Source organism: Serratia sp. BW106 (assembly GCF_002607755.1).
GTDB lineage: Bacteria > Pseudomonadota > Gammaproteobacteria > Enterobacterales > Enterobacteriaceae > Serratia > Serratia proteamaculans.
Window position 1 is genome coordinate 17,963 of sequence record NZ_MCGS01000054.1, and the last position, 16,587, is coordinate 34,549.

Consider the following 16,587-nt stretch of genomic DNA (forward strand, 5'->3'; position numbering starts at 1 on the left):
AAAGGCTTAACGCGGCTGGCCGCCCCAGGAAAGCAGGCTGTCGATCATTTGTTTCAGCAGGCGCTGCAGAGCGGCGGCACGCTGTGGCTCAAAGGCAAACGGGTAGCTTTCGGACATGTAGTTCACCTGCGCCAATTCCAGTTGGATCGCATGCTGTTGCTCGTGTGGCTGACCGTAAGCGCGGGTGATGTAACCGCCCTTGAAGCGACCGTTAAGCACGTGGGTGAACTGCTGTTGTTGTTCGCAGCAGGCCACCAGGCGATCGCTCAGCGCTGGGGCGCAGCTTTCACCGCCGTTGGTGCCCAGATTAAGGTCCGGTAGCTTGCCATCGAACAAACGTGGGATCACCGAGGCGATAGAGTGGGCATCAAACAGCAGTGCGTAGCCGTGTTTCGCCTTTAACCGCGCCAGTTCGTCCTGCAACTGCTGGTGATACGGCTGCCAGATCTGCTGCAGATAACCGGCTCGCTCCTGGTCCGAGGGGGCCTTGCCCGGCAGAAAGCTTGGGCGGCCGTCAAACAGTACGTCCGGAAACAGGCCGGTGGTGGCAGTGGTGTACAGCGGTTTATCGTCCGCCGGGCGGTTCAGGTCGATAACAAACCGCGAATAATTGCCGACCAGTACGCTGGCACCCATCGCACGGGCAAATTCGTATAACTGCGGGATATGCCAGTCGGTGTCAGGCAGCGGTTGGGCATCTTCGGTTAAACCGGCCTCGACCGCCGGAGTGAGTCGGGTACCGGCGTGGGGAATGCTGATCAGCAGCGGCAGGCTACCGGCGTGGAAATCAAAAGGATCGCGAATGGTCATTGACGTATGTCTCCTCGGAAAATCACCGTGCAGGGCAGTTGTCCACCCAGCCAATAAGCCAGTTCAGCCGGTCGCGACAGCGGCCAGTGAATAAAGTCAGCCACCTTGCCGGTTTCCAGCGTACCGTGGCTCGCCTGCAGGCCCAGCGCTTTGGCCGCGTGGGTCGTAACGCCCGCCAGGGCTTCTTCCGGCGTCAGGCGGAACAGCGTGCAGGCCATGTTGATCATCAGGCGCAGCGACAGCGCCGGTGAGGTGCCTGGGTTGGCGTCGCTGGCAATCGCCATCGCCACCCCGTGTTTGCGGAACAAATCTACCGGCGGGCATTGGGTTTCGCGCAGCAGGTAATAAGCGCCCGGCAGCAGGACCGCGACGGTACCGGCATCGCCCATCGCCCGCGCATCCTGTTCGGTGGCGTATTCGAGGTGATCGGCAGACAGCGCATGATGCTGCGCGGCCAATTCGCTGCCACCCAGCGCGGAAAGTTGTTCGGCGTGCAGCTTAACCGGCAGACCGGCGGCTTCGGCGGCGGCGAATACCCGTGCCACCTGGGCCGGTGAGAACGCCAGATGTTCACAGAAGGCGTCAACCGCGTCCGCCAGTCCGGCGGCGGCAGCCTGAGGAATAATGGTGTTACACACCAAATCGATATAGTCGTCGGCACGGTTGGCGTATTCCGGCGGCAGCGCGTGCGCCGCCAGACAGGTGGTTTTCACCTCTACCGGCAGCAGTTCGCCCAATCGGCGCGCCACGCGCAGCATTTTCAGTTCGCTTTCCGGCGTCAAGCCGTAACCGGATTTGATCTCCACGCAGGTCACGCCTTCCGCCAGCAGCGGCCGTAGTCGGAACAGCGCCTGCTCCAGCAGTTGCTCTTCTTCGGCGTCACGGGTGGCCTTGACCGTGGAAATGATGCCGCCGCCCTGAGCGGCGATCTCGGCATAGCTGACGCCGTTCAGCCGTTGTTCGAATTCTCCACTGCGGTTGCCACCGAACACCAGGTGGGTATGGCAGTCGACAAAGCCCGGCGTAATGATGCCGCCGTCGAATTTCACCTTTTCATCCGCGATCAACGTCGCAGGCAGCGCATCGTATTCACCCAGCCAGACAATTTTGCCGTCACGCACGGCGATCGCGCCGTTGCTGAGGGTGTGATACTTGCCGTCGCGCATGGTGACGATGTCGGCCCCGTGCCACAGGCTGTCGCAATGAATCTCAGAGGTCATGGCTTTTCTCCGCCGGAGCCTTGGCTCCCACATGGTTGTATATACAATTAAAAACAACCTAGCGCATTCATCGAGTTGTCACAAGAGGCGGGATAAAAATTTGTTATCGGAATGTGATCGTTGTGGAAGGGCGGGTGCAAAAGAGCACCCGCGGGGGATCAGACGTCGTTAGTGAAACGGCCAAACAGCTGATAGCGGCTGCCGGGATACAGCAGGCGTGCCGAGGTCACCACGGTTTTGCCAGACCAGGTGCGGCGGTGGATCAGCAGGCCCGGTTCGTGGTCTTCCAGCTGCAACAGCTCGCGCTGATGATGAGTCGGCACCACGGCTTCCACAATGTGCTCACCGGCGGTCAGCGGTGCGGCCTGGGTCAGGTAGATATAGGGCGTGACGCGGTCAAAATCCTGCTTCATGTAATCGGGTGCGATCAGGGGGTTCACGCAGCGGTCTTCCACCTGCACCGGCAGGTCGTTTTCATAATGCACGATCTGCGAATAGAACAGCTGTTGGCCGGGTTGAATGCCTAACGCCAGCGCTTCTTCTTCACTGGCCGGGCGGGCTTTTAACTGCAGGATCTTGCTGCTGTGGCGATGGCTACGGGCGGCGATTTCGTCGGCGATGTTATGCACTTCCAGCAGCGCGGTGTGCGCCTTGGCTTCGGCGACGAAGGTGCCCACGCCCTGCATGCGGATCAGGAAGCCTTCGGTGGTCAGTTCACGCAGTGCGCGGTTGATGGTCATGCGGCTAACGCCAAGCTCGGCCACCAGTTCGCTTTCCGAGGGGACACGTTGGTGCGGCAACCAATGGCCCGCACGGATTTGGTTTACGATCGCCTGCTTGACCCGTTGATAAATCGGGGCGGGGGTATCGCTCATTGCAGCAGCCAGTTGCAGCACGGTCTGTTGATCAACCAAGACGTTAACCTCGTCAAATAAAAAAATAATAACACCAGTTTACTGTTGGTGTCGGCGTATGTATATGTATATACAACTAAGGGCCGGTTCGCCACAGCAATGCGATGGGCCAGTGCATTTTCGGATGCGCGATTATCGCGCGTTATTAGCCGTTACACTAACAGTGGAATACTGCCATGCCTGCTTATTTTGCCTCACGTGCTCTGCTCCCCGAAGGCTGGGCGCATAACGTTCGGTTAGACGTTAATGCGCAAGGCCACCTGACCCAGGTGACTGCCGACGCCGATCCCGACGGCTGCACCCGACTGCACGGCGACGTGGTGCCGGGCATGCCGAACCTTCATTCTCACGCCTTTCAGCGTGCGATGGCCGGGCTGGCGGAGGTGGCGGGCAACCCGCAGGACAGTTTCTGGACCTGGCGTGATCTGATGTACCGGCTGGTGCAGCGGCTGACGCCGGAGCAGGTCGAGGTGATCGCCCGCCAACTGTATATCGAAATGCTGAAAGGCGGATATACCCAGGTGGCAGAATTCCACTACCTGCATCACGGTGCCGACGGCAACCCCTATGCCGATCGCGGTGAAATGACCGGCCGACTCAGCCAGGCGGCGGCGCAGGCGGGGATCGGTATGACGTTGTTGCCGGTGTTGTACAGCTACGCCGGGTTTGGCGGTCAGCCTGCGCAGGCGGGGCAAAAACGGTTTATTCAGGATGCGGATCGCTACCTGGAGCAGCAGCAGGTGATCGCGCGTCAGTTGGCGGACCAGCCGTTGCAGAATCAGGGGTTGTGTTTCCACTCACTGCGTGCGGTGGAACTGAGCCAGATGCAGCAGATCCTGGCGGCGTCGGACAGCACGCTGCCGGTGCATATTCATATTGCCGAGCAGCAGAAAGAGGTCAACGACTGTCTGGCCTGGAGTGGGCGTCGGCCGGTGGCCTGGCTGTATGAGCATCTGCCGGTGGATAGCCGCTGGTGTCTGGTGCACGCCACCCATCTTGACCGTGACGAGCTGGAACAGTTGGCACGCAGCAAGGCGGTGGCGGGTCTGTGTCTGACCACCGAAGCCAATCTGGGCGACGGCATCTTCCCCGGCGACGCCTATTTGCAACATCAGGGTCGTTGGGGCATCGGTTCCGACAGCCATGTGTCGCTCAACGTGGTGGAGGAACTGCGCTGGTTCGAATACGGTCAACGGCTGCGCGATCAGCGCCGTAACCGCCTGACCACGCCGGAACAACCGGCGGTGGCGGATGTGCTCTACCAGCAGGCCTTGAAGGGTGGGGCGCAGGCCTGTGGTGCCCCTATCGGCCGTTTGCAAAGCGGCTACCGTGCCGACTGGCTGGTGCTGGACGGCGACGATCCTTACCTGGCTGCCGCGCCGGACGCTTCCATTCTGAATCGCTGGTTGTTCGCCGGCGGCAAGGAACAAATTCGCGACGTGTTTGTTGGCGGGCGTCAGGTGATCGATCAGGGTCGCCACGCCTTGCAACAACAGAGCAGCGCAGAGTTCCTGCAGGTGCTGAAAACCTTCCAGCAGGAGGCATAATGAGCCTGACGCGTTTTGATTTTGCTTCGCTGCCGGTCACGCCGTGGCGCAATGGCGGTGGGGAAACCCGAGAGATTGCCAGCTGGCCGCTGGGGGCTCAGGATTTTGACTGGCGCGCCAGCATCGCCACCATTGCGCAGGACGGCCCGTTTTCGGCATTCAGCGGTATCGATCGTTCGATCACCCTGCTGGAAGGCGACGGCGTACGCCTGTTCAGCGCAGGGCAAATTGATCATCATTTGTCGCAGGTCGGCGAGCCGTTCGCTTTCTCCGGCGATGTGGCGCTGCAGGCGACCTTGCTGGGGGGCAGCAGTCAGGACTTTAACATCATGACCCGGCGCGGGCGCTGGGCGGCCAGAGTGCAGCGCCTAACGGCGGTGACCCGGCTGCCGGTGCAACATGCGGGCGTTTTGTACGTGTTGCAGGGACGTTGGGCTGTGGCGGACGGCGTCAGCCTGGCAGCAGGTGAAGGCGGCTGGTGGGCGGCAGGTGAGCACTCCGGTTCACTGACGCCGCTGACGGAGGATAGCGTTATTCTGTGGGCCGACATCACACCCGGTTAAGCCGGGCTAGAGTCCGACGCTAAGTTGTGGGATTATTTGGTTTTCTATCCCACACAAAGAAGGGCGCATGGCCTCGCTGAAAGACGTTGCAAAACTTGCCGGGGTATCGCTCATGACGGTATCCCGCGCCATCAACGAGCCCGATAAGCTGCGGCCGGAAACCTACCAACGCGTCAAACTGGCGATTGACCAACTGGAGTACGTGCCCGATCTCGCGGCGCGGCGAATTCGTGGTGACAGCAGTCGGGTGCAAACGCTCGGCGTGCTGGCGCTGGATACCGCGACCACGCCCTTCTCGGTAGACATGATCCTGTCGATTGAAAAAACCGCGCGTGAACACGGCTGGAACAGCTTTGTGGTCAATCTGTTCGCCGACGACAGCGCGGAGCACACCATCGATCTGCTGCTGGCACACCGGCCGGACGGGGTGATCTTCACCACCATGGGGCTGCGGCAGGTGACACTGCCGACCAAATTGCTGGATAAAAAACTGGTGTTGGCCAACTGCGTCAGTCCGGAAAACCCGGTGGCGAGTTATATCCCGGATGATGAGCAGGGCCAGTACGATGCCATGCGAGCACTGATCGCCAAAGGGTATCGCGCGCCGCTGTGCATTCACCTGCCGGAAACCACCCTGGCGGCCGGGCTGCGCCGCCGTGGGCTGGAGCGAGCCTGGCTTGAAGCGGGGGGCGATGTTGGCCAGTTACGGCAATACCATCTTGATCTGACCGACGGCGACGAGCATTACCGCGACAGTGTGGAGCTGCTGGAGAGGCACTTTTCGCCGGGGCAGCGCGACTGTGATGTGGTGGTGTGCGGTAACGATCGGGTGGCGTTTATGGTGTATCAGGTGCTGCTGGCGCAGGGTTGGAAGATCCCTCAGCAGGTGGGGGTATTGGGCTATGACAATATGGTCGGCATTGGTCAACTGTTTCTGCCGCCGCTGACCACGGTGCAATTGCCGCATTACGAGCTGGGGCGGCAGGCGGCGCTGCATCTGATTAATCAGCTGGAACATCGGGATACGCGAAAGGTGGCCTGCCCGTTGTTGCTGCGCGAATCTCTGTAATCAAACAGGGCGTGATAAGCACGTGCTGTTTAATGACAAAGTTGCTTTTAAGACCGAGATACCCGGGCCTAGCGCACCGAGGGGCCATTATGGGACACATCCATGTGTCCCACCCTACGGGCCGACTGGAAGTCGTTCCAATTTGCTCCCGGCAAATTGGTCGGCGGACAAGCCGCTACGACCCCTACGGCACGCTCTCCCTAATAGCGGACTTTTTCAATAATCTGTAAAAGAAGGTCAGTCCCAGATACTCTCCAGCGCCCAGGCCTGGGATGCAGCAAACTGCGCCTGTCCACTTTCGGCAAACAGGCTAATACCGAGTTTGCCGTCCGCCGGGTAGATACGGCTGGTCAGACAGGCCACGCCCTGATTGACGAACACTTCCAGCGATGAGCGGTCGATAAAGACGCGCAGCGACAACTCGTCACCTTCCGGCAGGGGGACGCTGCGACAGCCGCACAGGCCCGCATCCTCACTGAAACGTTCCAACACCAAACGGTGGGCTTGATTGTCGACGTACAGCCGTGCCGCGTTGCCGATAGCAATGCCATAGCGTTCGGCATCGCTGTCGGTCAGTTTTAGCGTCAACGCCAGTTCTTGCACCTCGGCGTCCAGCATTTGCCGTTGGTTGCGCAAGCTGACCGCAGCAAACGAATGTGGCTGAGCGCGCAACGCCGTCAGCTCGCGCGCCGGGTTCATCAGCAGGTTGCCCTCGGCCCCCAGCGTCAATTCGCGCGGCAGAGTGAGTGCGCCGGCCCAACCCTGCGCTTTGCTCGGCATCGGGGATTCCCACATGTCCATCCAGGCGAACAGCATGCGGCGGCCATCGGCGGCGGTGAAGGTTTGCGGCGCATAGAAATCGTGCCCGCTGTCCAGTTCGCAGAAGGGTTGAGTGACGCTGAAGTCCTCGCCCGGCTGCCAGTGACCGAGCAAATAACCGCTCTGGAAGCGGTTGCGATGACGGTAACCCTGGGCCGCCAGCCCCTGCGGCGAGAACAGCAGCACCTGTTTTTCCCCCAGCGGGAAGAAGTCCGGGCACTCCCACATATAGCCCTGATGCAGCGTCTGTGCACCGCTCAGCACGCGGTCGAACTGCCAATCGCGCAGGTCGTCGGAGCGGTAAAGCCGCGCCTGTCCCAGCCCGTTTTCCTTGGCACCGACCACCATCCACCAACAGTCAGCGGTGCGCCAGACTTTTGGATCGCGAAAATGCTGGATGCCTTCCGGCGGCAACAGTACCGGCCCGTGTTTAACAAAATGGATCCCGTCTTCGCTGGTGGCCAGACACTGCACCTCGCGCACCTGATCGTCGTCTCCTTCCTTGCCCAGCCAGACGTGGCCGGTGTAGAGCAGCGTCAGCACGCCGTTATCATCCACCGCGCAGCCAGAGAAACAGCCGTCTTTGTCATCGTCGTCGCCGGGGGCCAGGGCGATCGGCTGGTGTTGCCAGTGCGCCAGATCGCGGCTGGTGGCGTGACCCCAGTGCATCGGCCCCCAGTTCTGGTCATAGGGGTGGTGCTGGTAAAACGCGTGATAGACGCCGTTAATACAGACCAGGCCGTTGGGATCGTTGATCCAGCCTGCGGCCGGTGCCAGATGAAAGCGCGGGTAGTAGTGATCCTGACGCTGAGCGCGCAGGGCTTCGACCGCATGATCGGCTTGAGCTAAGGCATTTTTCATTGGGTGGGCTCACTTGATTTTAACGTGGATTGAAATTGAGGCGCACTGGCGACAGTCTCGCCGCGCAGCAGGAAGCAGGAAATCAGCGTGGTAGCGGCCACCGCACAGCCCATCAGCAAATAGGTGTCGGCAAAGCCGATGCGGTCGTAGCCATAGCCGGCCAGCGGTGCCAGAAAACCGGCGACGATCTGGCTGATAAACTGGAATCCCACCAGATACAGCGTAGAGGACAGGCGGCTGTCGAAACGAGTGGTGATGTACTTGAACATCGCCACCAGCAGGATAGGCAGTTCTACGGCGTGCAGCAGTTTCATGGCGGAAATCATCAGTGCGCCGCTGGCAAAGCCGGAACCGAACATGCGCAGCGCCATTACGCTGCTGGCCAGCAGCAGGCTCTGTTTAATCCCGAGCCGGTTAACCAGGAAGGGGGCCAGGAACATGCCGCCGGCTTCCAGAAACACCTGTAGCGAGTTGAGGAAACCGTACATGCGGTTGCCTTCCTCGTGGGTGGAGAACTGCGAGGCGAAATATACCGGGAACTGCTGGTCGAACACGCCGTAGATGCTGGTGCCGAGCACGAACACTACCAGCGCCCAGAACCCCGGCAGGCGCAGCAGCGCCAGGGCGTCCTGCAGCTTCAGATTCTCCGGCTTACCGTACTCCAGCCCGGCCATGGCGTTGGGTTTCAGCTCGCGCACCTGCCACAGCAACAGCAGGAACACCGCCGCCGAGGCTGAGGCGATCCAGAAGTTGATATTGGGGTTGATATTGTGGTTAAAACCGGCGAAGAAGGTGGCGCTGGCCCAGCCTAATGAACCCCACATGCGCGCCCGGCCGAATTCGAAGCCAACGATGCGGCTGACTCGTTCGGTATAGGATTCCAGCGCGCCAATCCCGGCATTGAACGCCAGGCTGACAAACACGCCGCCTACCAGTGCGCCAACCACCAGGTTGCTCTGCAGCAGCGGGGCGTAGACGTAGATAAAGAACGGGCCGGTCAGCAACAACAGTACGCCGACAAACAGCAGCAGGTGCTTACGCAGCCCAAGCTTGTCCTGAATAAAGCCGTACAGCGGTTGGGCGCACAACGCCATAATCGACATCGCCGAGAAGATCAGCCCGGTTTCTGTCCCTTTCAGGCCGATTTTCTGGTTCAGCCAGATGGAGATCAGTGAAAAGCTGGACGACCAGGTAAAGAAGAAGAAAAACAACAGGCCGCTGAGGAGCACATAATATTTTTTTGTTTCGCGGTTCATGTGGAATGCCCTGATGGATGAAATTGCCCTTATTGTTAACGTTAACTTTGAGCCAGATAAAGCCATCAAAGCGAGGGATTGCGATGTTAATCACAAAAGTTAACGTTAACATTTTGTGGGTGTGATCAAAATCACCGAAGAGGAAAAGGGCGCACAGGGCGCCCGACAGGAATTAACGTTGGTTAAGCGAACGCAGATGATCGTCACGCCGCAGGGTCATCAGTGCGAACAGGCTGACCACCGAGGTGGCCACCACGTAGTAGGCTGGGATATCGAGGTTGCCGGTCTGTTTGATCAGGCCGGTGATGATTAACCCCGCTGAGCCGGAAAACACCGCATTGGACAACGAATAGGCCAGCCCCAGGCCGGTATAACGTACCTGGGTGGGGAACATTTCTGCCAGCATGGCCGGGCCAGGCCCGGCCAGCAAGCCGACCACCGCCCCGGCGATCATCACCGCGATGCCTTTGGCCAGCAGTGAGCTTTGCGGGTCTTGCAGCAGGTGCAGCAGCGGGAAGGTAAACAGGATCACCGCCACTACTGCCGTCAGCATTACCGTTTTGCGCCCCAGTTTATCGCTGAGCATACCGGCGGGCAGAATGGTCAGGGCGAAGCCGACGTTGGCCAATACCGTGGCCACCAGTGCCTGCTGGAAGGTGGCGTGCAGTGAGGTTTGCAGGTAAGAGGGCATCACCACCAGGAAGGTGTAACCGGCGGCGGACCAGCCCATCATGCGGCCAATGCCGAGGATAATGGTTTTTGCTACGCTGCTCAGCTTCACCACCGGTGGCTGCGTGGTTGAGCCGCGGGTCTGCTGTGCCTGGGTAAAGGTCGGCGTTTCCTGCAATTTCAGCCGCAGCCACAGTGCCACTACCCCCATTGGCAACGCCAGCAGGAAGGGAATACGCCAGCCCCAGTCGTGTAGCTGTTCCGGCGTCAATAGCGCGGCCAGCAAGGCCACCAGCCCGGCACCGGCCAGCAGCCCGAACGCCACGGTCAGTGACTGCCAGGCACCAAACAGGCCACGTTTGCCCTTGGGAGCGAACTCGGTCATCAGCGACACCGCGCCGCCAAATTCACCGCCGGCAAACAGCCCCTGAAACATGCGTAGCAGGGTCAACAGCAGCGGGGCGGCGACGCCGATAGAGGCGTAGGTCGGCATCACGCCGATCAGCGCGGTAGCCACGGTCATCAGCAGCAATACGGCGATCAACGTCGGTCGACGCCCAATGCGGTCGCCGATGCGGCCGAAAATTACCGCACCGATCGGGCGGCAGAAAAAGGCCAGCGCAAAGGCGGCATAGGTGAGGATCAGACTGGTGATTTCACTTTCACCCTGCAGGGTGAAAAAATTGGCGGCGATCACGGTAGCGAGAAAACCGTACACGCCGAATTCATACCACTCAATAAAGTTGCCGACCGATCCGGCCAGCAACGCCTGACGCGACTGGCGTGCGTCAATAACCGTCGTTTGTGTGCTCATCCCCATTCCCGTGTGTTTGAATTATTGTCAGTCAGTTCTAAATTCTTATGACAAAACAATCAATTATTTTCAGCGGGAACTGTGAGTGGGGGCTTTAGCTTCAGTACCTATCCCTTCCCCCTAACCCTCTCCCAAAGGAGAGGGGACAATATCGCCAGTATTAGGGGTAATTACCGGCCGTACTGGCGCAGCACCTGCTCAGCGGCGGCGAAGTCGGGGGCCAGTGGGCGATCGATTTCGATAAACGGCACCTGTTGGCGTATCGCCGCATAGAGTTTGGCCGTAGGAGCAGAGAGCGTAAAACCGTTATGCCGCTGCTGGCGCAGGTCCACCGCCTGGGCGTCGTGCACCAGCAGGATGCCCAGCAGTTGATAAGCGTTATCCACCTGCTGCTGAACACGCTCAACCACCGCCGGGGCGTTAGTGGCGATGTCTTCGATATCGCCGGCGACCGGGAAGTAATCGAGTGAGACCGGCATCGCCAGCTCTTTATTGCGCATTGCCAGCATCATCACCGGTTTTTCCATCGCGCCAAAGGCATGCACGGTGTGATCGGTGCCGAGGAAACGGCTCAGGCCGGTAAACGCCGGGTTATTCAGTTTGACCACCTGTTGGGCGCTGGCCAGCGAGTTGTGCGCCAGTGCCAGTCCCAACTGCTCGAAGGCCAGCACCCACGGCAGTGGCTCGAAGTTAGCGCTCGGCAGCACCGCGCCCTGCAGGTTGCCTTCACTCACGTAGCCGACCGCCTCCTGCGGACGCTGTGACGGTGCCGTGACGTTCAGCGCCACTCCCGGGTTGTCGTCGGAACTGTTTAACTGCACCAGTAATTGATCGTAGGCCTGCCGGTAGCTGCGCTGAAGTTCCGCCAGCAGATAGACGCCGGAGCGGAAGCTGAGCGGATCCTGCAGCGGGCGGCTGTCGTCGTGCTGCCACAGGCTGGAACCGGCCAACAGTTCACGCAGGTTTTTGCCCATCGCCGCCACTTCCGGATAGGGACGTAGCGCCAGGGTATTGGCCAGAAATGGCGATACGTTGCCGTTTAGCGCCTGCAAACTCAGGGCATAGGTCAGGGTATTGACCTGCATCAGATGGGCCAGTGAATCCAGCGCCAGTGCGCCACTGGCGGCGGAATAGGCATTGGAACTGAGGATCGCCAGTGCGTCCTTGGCATAGGGAGTAATAGCCGGCGTTTGGCTGCTTTGCAGCGCCGCGCTGGCGGCGACTTTGTTGCCCTGGTAATAGACCTCGCCTTCGCCGAGCATCGCCAGCCCGATGTGGCTGATCACCGTGATATCGCCTTCACCCACCGAACCGTCCGCCGGGATCACCGGGGTAATCCCTTTGTTGAGAAAAGCGACATAGGCGTCGACAATCGCCGGTTGAACGCCCCCGCCCCCGTTCAGCAGGCCATTAAGTCGGGTGACCAGGGTGGCCCGTGCCACGCGAATACTCATTGGTTCACCGATGCCGCCGGAATGGGCATGCAGCAGACCGACGTTAAATTTTTTCGATGCGTCGATCACTTCCTGCGTCAGCTTGCCATGCACGTCGACCATCGGCCGATCCTTGTTCAACCCGACGCCGACCGTCAGCCCATAAATTTTCAAACCGTTCTGTGCCGCCTCGATCAGCACCTTATGTGACATTGTCACGCGTTTGATGGCGACAGGGGCGACGGCCACCGCTTCGCCATCGGCGACGTTGGCAATCATCTGCGGGGTAATGGAGTGGCCGTCGAGCGTGACGGTGGCCAACCCAAGCTGGCTATAACCGAGCGTCAGCGCGGCCAGCAGCGATAAAATGAGTTTTCCTGGCATGATAAGTGAACCCTTGTTATTGATTATTATGATGTTGTTATTGCTTTATGTTCAGGGCTGCCGCGCCGGATGGCGGGCGATAAAATACAGTGTGATCAATGCCAGCAGGCTGGCGATCATCACATACCAGGCCGGGGCAAAACGAGTGCCGGTATTCTGGGTCAGCCAGGTGAGGATCGCCGGAGCAAAGCCGCCGAACACCGTCACCGCCAGGTTGTAGGACACCGACATGCCGCTGGCCCGCACCTGGGTAGGGAACAGATCGGACAGTGCCGCAGGGGCCACGCCGACGAACAGCGACACCAGGATGCAAAACAGCGTCTGCACCAGGATCAACATCGCGGTGGTGTGGTAGGCATCGAGCAACAGCAACAGCGGGTAGCTGGCCACCAGCAACAGCAGCGCCCCAACCTGCAGGATTTTCAGGGTGCCGATCCGGTCAGACCAGGCCCCGGCCGCCACGCAGCACACCACCATAAAGCAGTTGCCGATCAGCGCCGCCAGAAACGCCTGGTGGCTCTCGAAGTGCATCACTCGCTGAACATAAATCGGCATGTAGATGATCAGCGCATAGATGCTTACCGCCCACAGAATCGACAGCCCGGTACCGAGCAGCACCGCGCGGCGATGGGTGCGGAACAGCAAGCGCAGCGGCATTTCCGGCGTGCGGGGTTCCCGCTGCTGGCGCGCCTGTTCTTCGGCGAACAGCGGCGTTTCTTCCAGCGTTTTACGCATCCACAGGCCAATTGGTGCGATCGACAGGCCGATGATGAACGGAATACGCCAGCCCCAGTCCCCAATCTGCTCGTGGCTGAGCGTCAGCGTAACCGCGGTTGCCACCAGTGCGCCGAGGATATTGGAGATCCCCATGCTGGCCTGCAGCCATGAAGCGTATTGGCCTTTCTGATGCGCCGGGGCGTGCTCGATCAAAAATGCCGCCGCGCCGCCCACTTCGCCACCGGCGGAAAAGCCCTGCAACACCCGGCCACACAGGATCAGCAGCGGCGCACCGATGCCGATGGCGCTGTACGGCGGCGCAAAGGCAATGATTGCAGTACCGACTGCCATGGTCATGATGGTCAACGTCAGGGCCGCCTTGCGGCCAACCCGGTCACCGTAAGCGCCGATCACCAATGCGCCAAGCGGACGAATAACAAAGCCGAGCCCAAAAGCCAGGAAGGCTTCAAACAGCTGGGTGCCTGCATCGTTCTGATGGAAGAAGTTCTGCGCGATATACACCGCGAAGAAGGCGTACACCGAGAAGTCATACCATTCCAGCGCGTTGCCGATGGAGGCTGCGGCAATCGCCTTGCGGCCGCTGTTTTTACGCGGTGTGGCGGCATCGGCGGCCAGTAGAGGGGTGATGGGCGGAAGCGTGCTTTTATTGATCATTATTATTCTCCGCGAGGCAGTGAGATATACGGCAAGGATTTGTCAGCGATCTCATCCAGTGACTCCTGATAACCGGCATCGGCGTAACGCATCACACCGGTGGTGGTGTCATTGGTCATCGACAGTTGCAGACGTTGTGCTGCAGCGTCACTGCCATCGGCGATGGTGGTGAGGCCGGAGCTGGTCATATAGCCGCTGTAACCGCCGCCGCCGGAGTGGATCGCCACCAGATCGGCCATTGAGGCGCAGTTGACCAGCGCGTTGAGCAGCGGCCAGTCGGCGATCGCATCAGAGCCATCCTTCATTTTCTCGGTCATGATATTCGGATGAGTCATCGCCCCGGCATCGAGGTGATCGCGGGTGAAGGCGATGGGGCCGGACAGGCGTCCGTCTGCCACCATGCGGTTGACCTCCAGTGCCAGTTCGGTACGTTCGCCGTGACCGAGCCAGGCGATGCGCGCCGGTAAGCCTTCAAAGGGCACATGCTGGCGTGCCAGGGTGATCCAGTTGCTGACGATGCGGTTGTCGGCAAAGCGCTCGAGTAAGTAGTCATCGATGACCCGAATATCGTCGCTGTTGTTGGACAGGGCGATCCAGCGGAATGGGCCGATGGCGCGGCAGAACAGCGGCCGCAGAAAGGCTTCGGTGAAAATCGGGATCTCGAAGGCGCGCTCAACGCCGCCCTGATGAGCGTGGGTGCGGATCAGATTGCCGTTGTCGAACACCACCGCCCCGCGATCCATAAAGCCGATCATCGCCTGTACGTGCTGAACGATGGAGCGGCGGCTGGCGTCCATCAGCGCATTGATATCGTCCTCGCGCTGTTTGGCCACCTGTTCCGGGCTGTAACCGGCGGGAACGTAGCCGTACACCAGATCGTGTGCGGCAGTCTGATCGGTGACGATGTCCGGGATCACGCCGCGCGCCAGGATGGCCGGGTAGACTTCGGCGGCGTTACCGAGCAGGGCGACCGAAAGGGCTTCTTTGCGCTGTTGCGCGGCGGCTATCATCATCAGCGCCTGGTCGAGATCGGCCGCTTGGTGTTGCAGAAAACCGTTTTTCAACCGTTTGTCGATGCTGGCCTGATTAACCTCGATGGTCAGGATCGCGGCGTTGGCCAGGGTGCCTGCCAGCGGCTGTGCGCCGCCCATGCCACCCAGCCCGGCGGTGAGGATAAAGCGTCCGCGTAGATCGTTGTCGAAATGGCGCTCGGCGATGCGCGAGAAGATTTCATAGGTACCCTGGATCACCCCCTGCGAACCGATATATTGCCAGTCACCGGCGGTCAGGCCGCCCCAGCAGATCAGGTTTTCTTTTTCCCAGCGGTAAAAGTTCTCCGCCTTCGCCCATTGGCCGACCATATTACAGTTGGCCATGATCACCAGCGGGGCGTTGGCGTGGGTTTGCAGCAGGCCAATTGGCTTGCCGGACTGTACCAGCAGGGTCTGGTCTTCACGCATGGTTTTTAACGCGTGGACAATGGCATCGTGTGACGGCCAGTCGCGCGCGGCTCGGCCCAGCGCGGCGTACACTACCAGCTCATCCGGGTTTTCACCGACCGCCAGCACGTTTTCCAGCAGGCGCAGCAGCGCCTCTTGCCGCCAGCCCAGGCAGCGCAGCGTGCTACCTGAAGTTACCTCAAAGGTTCTTTTCATGCGGCATCTCCTGACGGCAGATAGCTGCGCAGATCGATACCCAGCGTTTTCTCCACCGGGGGATAGACCGCCGGGTCGGTGACCGACGACGAAAGGGGGAACTGGGAGTGATGCATATGGAAAATCACCACTTCCATGCCTGGCCTCAATTGCCCGGCGCTGATCGGGTTACCGGCGCTGTCCAGCGTGGTGATCACGTCCGGGTAGCTGGCGATACGCTCGCCGTGGGCGTCTTCTACCGCCATGTGTTCGTTCATGACGTGGATGCGGCGCAGTGCATTCCCCTCACCGAGAGTCACGATGCCGACGTCAAACGCTTCTTCGGTATAGCGCAGACTGTTGGTTGTTACCACGCCGCTGCCAATAATCTGGCCACCGGTATGACGACAGATGGCATCGACCACGCCGTTGCCTCGCGCCGCCAGGATGCTTTCACCCAATGAGATTGCCAGGCTGATGCCCCCCAGTGCGGCGTGTTGGCGCACGTAGGCCGCCGGTATCGGGTTGCGGCAGCTGGCGATAAACCCGCCGGACATGTCGGCCGCTTTGCGCAGCACCGGCGACACCTTGGCGGTGGCCCCTTTCACTACCAGCTCGATATAGGCGTTATTGGCGCGGTTACCGCCGACGGCGGCCTGGATCATGGGTTGCGGGCTGGAAGCCAGACCGAGTGAGCCCATATCGCCGGTTGGGTGGGCGCGCAGATCGCCGACCGCATCGACCACCTTGCAACCGATCACGGCGGCAGGCAGCCAACCATTGAGGGTACTGGACATGCCATTCTGGCCGACGATCAGTCCGGCGATCGGGGCCCCCAGTTCCTGCTGCACCAGTTGCACCGCCTTGACGTAGTCGACGCCAAGCATCTGCCAGTCGGTCAGGCCGCCGGGGGCACCAATCGCCGCCGCGGTGGCTAACCAGGCGTCATCGGCCAATTCGTCGAGGCTGACCAGTTCCGGGCGACCTATGGTCACCGCCAGTCGCCCCAGCTCCAGGCCGTGGGCAACCCAACCACCACCGCCGCAAGCAAATACCGAACCGCCTTTTACCGCGGCTTCCACATCATTAAGTGTTAAAACACGCCCCATGGTCTGTGCTCCTGAAAGTATCGGTGAGATTGCGCTTGAATGAATAATCTATGAATAGTTGCGCTACCGGAATTCGATACTAGGGGGCGGTTA

Annotated in this window: 13 protein-coding genes; 3 read left to right on the plus strand and 10 right to left on the minus strand. The window is 60.3% G+C overall.

Annotated features, from left to right (window positions below):
* Positions 1-6: 6 nt before the first annotated feature.
* From hutG to hutC, 3 genes are all read right to left on the minus strand, one after another.
* On the minus strand, positions 7-810 hold the full coding sequence (gene hutG / locus BEI65_RS25275; RefSeq protein WP_099065580.1) for an N-formylglutamate deformylase: 804 nt from the start codon (positions 808-810) through the stop codon (positions 7-9).
* Entirely contained in the window at positions 807-2,030 is a 1,224-nt protein-coding gene (hutI, locus tag BEI65_RS25280) for an imidazolonepropionase (RefSeq protein ID WP_099065581.1), read from the minus strand. The genes hutG and hutI overlap by 4 nt, the downstream gene beginning before the upstream one ends.
* Before the next feature lie 158 nt (positions 2,031-2,188).
* On the minus strand, positions 2,189-2,944 hold the full coding sequence (hutC, locus tag BEI65_RS25285) for a histidine utilization repressor (RefSeq protein ID WP_099065582.1): 756 nt from the start codon (positions 2,942-2,944) through the stop codon (positions 2,189-2,191).
* Positions 2,945-3,120: 176 nt separating this feature from the next.
* On the opposite strand from hutC, the gene BEI65_RS25290 reads away from it, so the two are divergent.
* The 3 genes from BEI65_RS25290 (at position 3,121) to BEI65_RS25300 (ending at position 6,123) form a co-directional block, all read left to right on the plus strand.
* Positions 3,121-4,491 (plus strand): formimidoylglutamate deiminase, encoded by a 1,371-nt coding sequence (locus BEI65_RS25290; RefSeq protein ID WP_099065583.1) that lies wholly within the window; start codon positions 3,121-3,123, stop codon positions 4,489-4,491.
* Positions 4,491-5,054, plus strand: coding sequence for a HutD family protein (locus tag BEI65_RS25295; RefSeq protein ID WP_099065584.1), 564 nt, complete (start codon positions 4,491-4,493; stop codon positions 5,052-5,054). The genes BEI65_RS25290 and BEI65_RS25295 overlap by 1 nt, the downstream gene beginning before the upstream one ends.
* 67 nt (positions 5,055-5,121) lie before the next feature.
* Positions 5,122-6,123 carry a LacI family DNA-binding transcriptional regulator gene (locus BEI65_RS25300; protein ID WP_099065585.1) on the plus strand — a complete coding sequence of 334 codons (1,002 nt, stop codon included), beginning with the start codon at positions 5,122-5,124 and terminating at the stop codon, positions 6,121-6,123.
* Between the two features lie 237 nt (positions 6,124-6,360).
* Here the strand turns inward: BEI65_RS25300 and BEI65_RS25310 are convergent, their stop codons facing one another.
* The 7 genes from BEI65_RS25310 to BEI65_RS25340 all read right to left on the minus strand — a co-directional run bounded on the left by BEI65_RS25310 (position 6,361) and on the right by BEI65_RS25340 (position 16,494).
* Positions 6,361-7,803 carry a glycoside hydrolase family 32 protein gene (locus BEI65_RS25310; protein ID WP_099065587.1) on the minus strand — a complete coding sequence of 481 codons (1,443 nt, stop codon included), beginning with the start codon at positions 7,801-7,803 and terminating at the stop codon, positions 6,361-6,363.
* A complete protein-coding gene (locus BEI65_RS25315; RefSeq protein WP_099065588.1) occupies positions 7,800-9,059 on the minus strand; it encodes an MFS transporter in 1,260 nt (419 codons plus the stop codon). Before BEI65_RS25315 ends, BEI65_RS25310 begins: the two co-directional genes overlap by 4 nt.
* A gap of 172 nt (positions 9,060-9,231) precedes the next feature.
* Positions 9,232-10,542, minus strand: coding sequence for an MFS transporter (locus BEI65_RS25320; protein WP_099065589.1), 1,311 nt, complete (start codon positions 10,540-10,542; stop codon positions 9,232-9,234).
* A 170-nt stretch (positions 10,543-10,712) separates the two neighbouring features.
* Positions 10,713-12,359 (minus strand): histidine ammonia-lyase, encoded by a 1,647-nt coding sequence (gene hutH / locus BEI65_RS25325; protein ID WP_099065590.1) that lies wholly within the window; start codon positions 12,357-12,359, stop codon positions 10,713-10,715.
* A 51-nt stretch (positions 12,360-12,410) separates the two neighbouring features.
* Positions 12,411-13,751, minus strand: a complete 1,341-nt coding sequence (locus BEI65_RS25330) for an MFS transporter (RefSeq protein WP_099065591.1) — start codon at positions 13,749-13,751, stop codon at positions 12,411-12,413.
* 2 nt (positions 13,752-13,753) lie between these two features.
* Positions 13,754-15,406 (minus strand): urocanate hydratase, encoded by a 1,653-nt coding sequence (locus BEI65_RS25335; RefSeq protein ID WP_099065592.1) that lies wholly within the window; start codon positions 15,404-15,406, stop codon positions 13,754-13,756.
* Positions 15,403-16,494 (minus strand): DUF917 domain-containing protein, encoded by a 1,092-nt coding sequence (locus BEI65_RS25340; protein WP_099065593.1) that lies wholly within the window; start codon positions 16,492-16,494, stop codon positions 15,403-15,405. The genes BEI65_RS25335 and BEI65_RS25340 overlap by 4 nt, the downstream gene beginning before the upstream one ends.
* Positions 16,495-16,587: the final 93 nt, after the last annotated feature.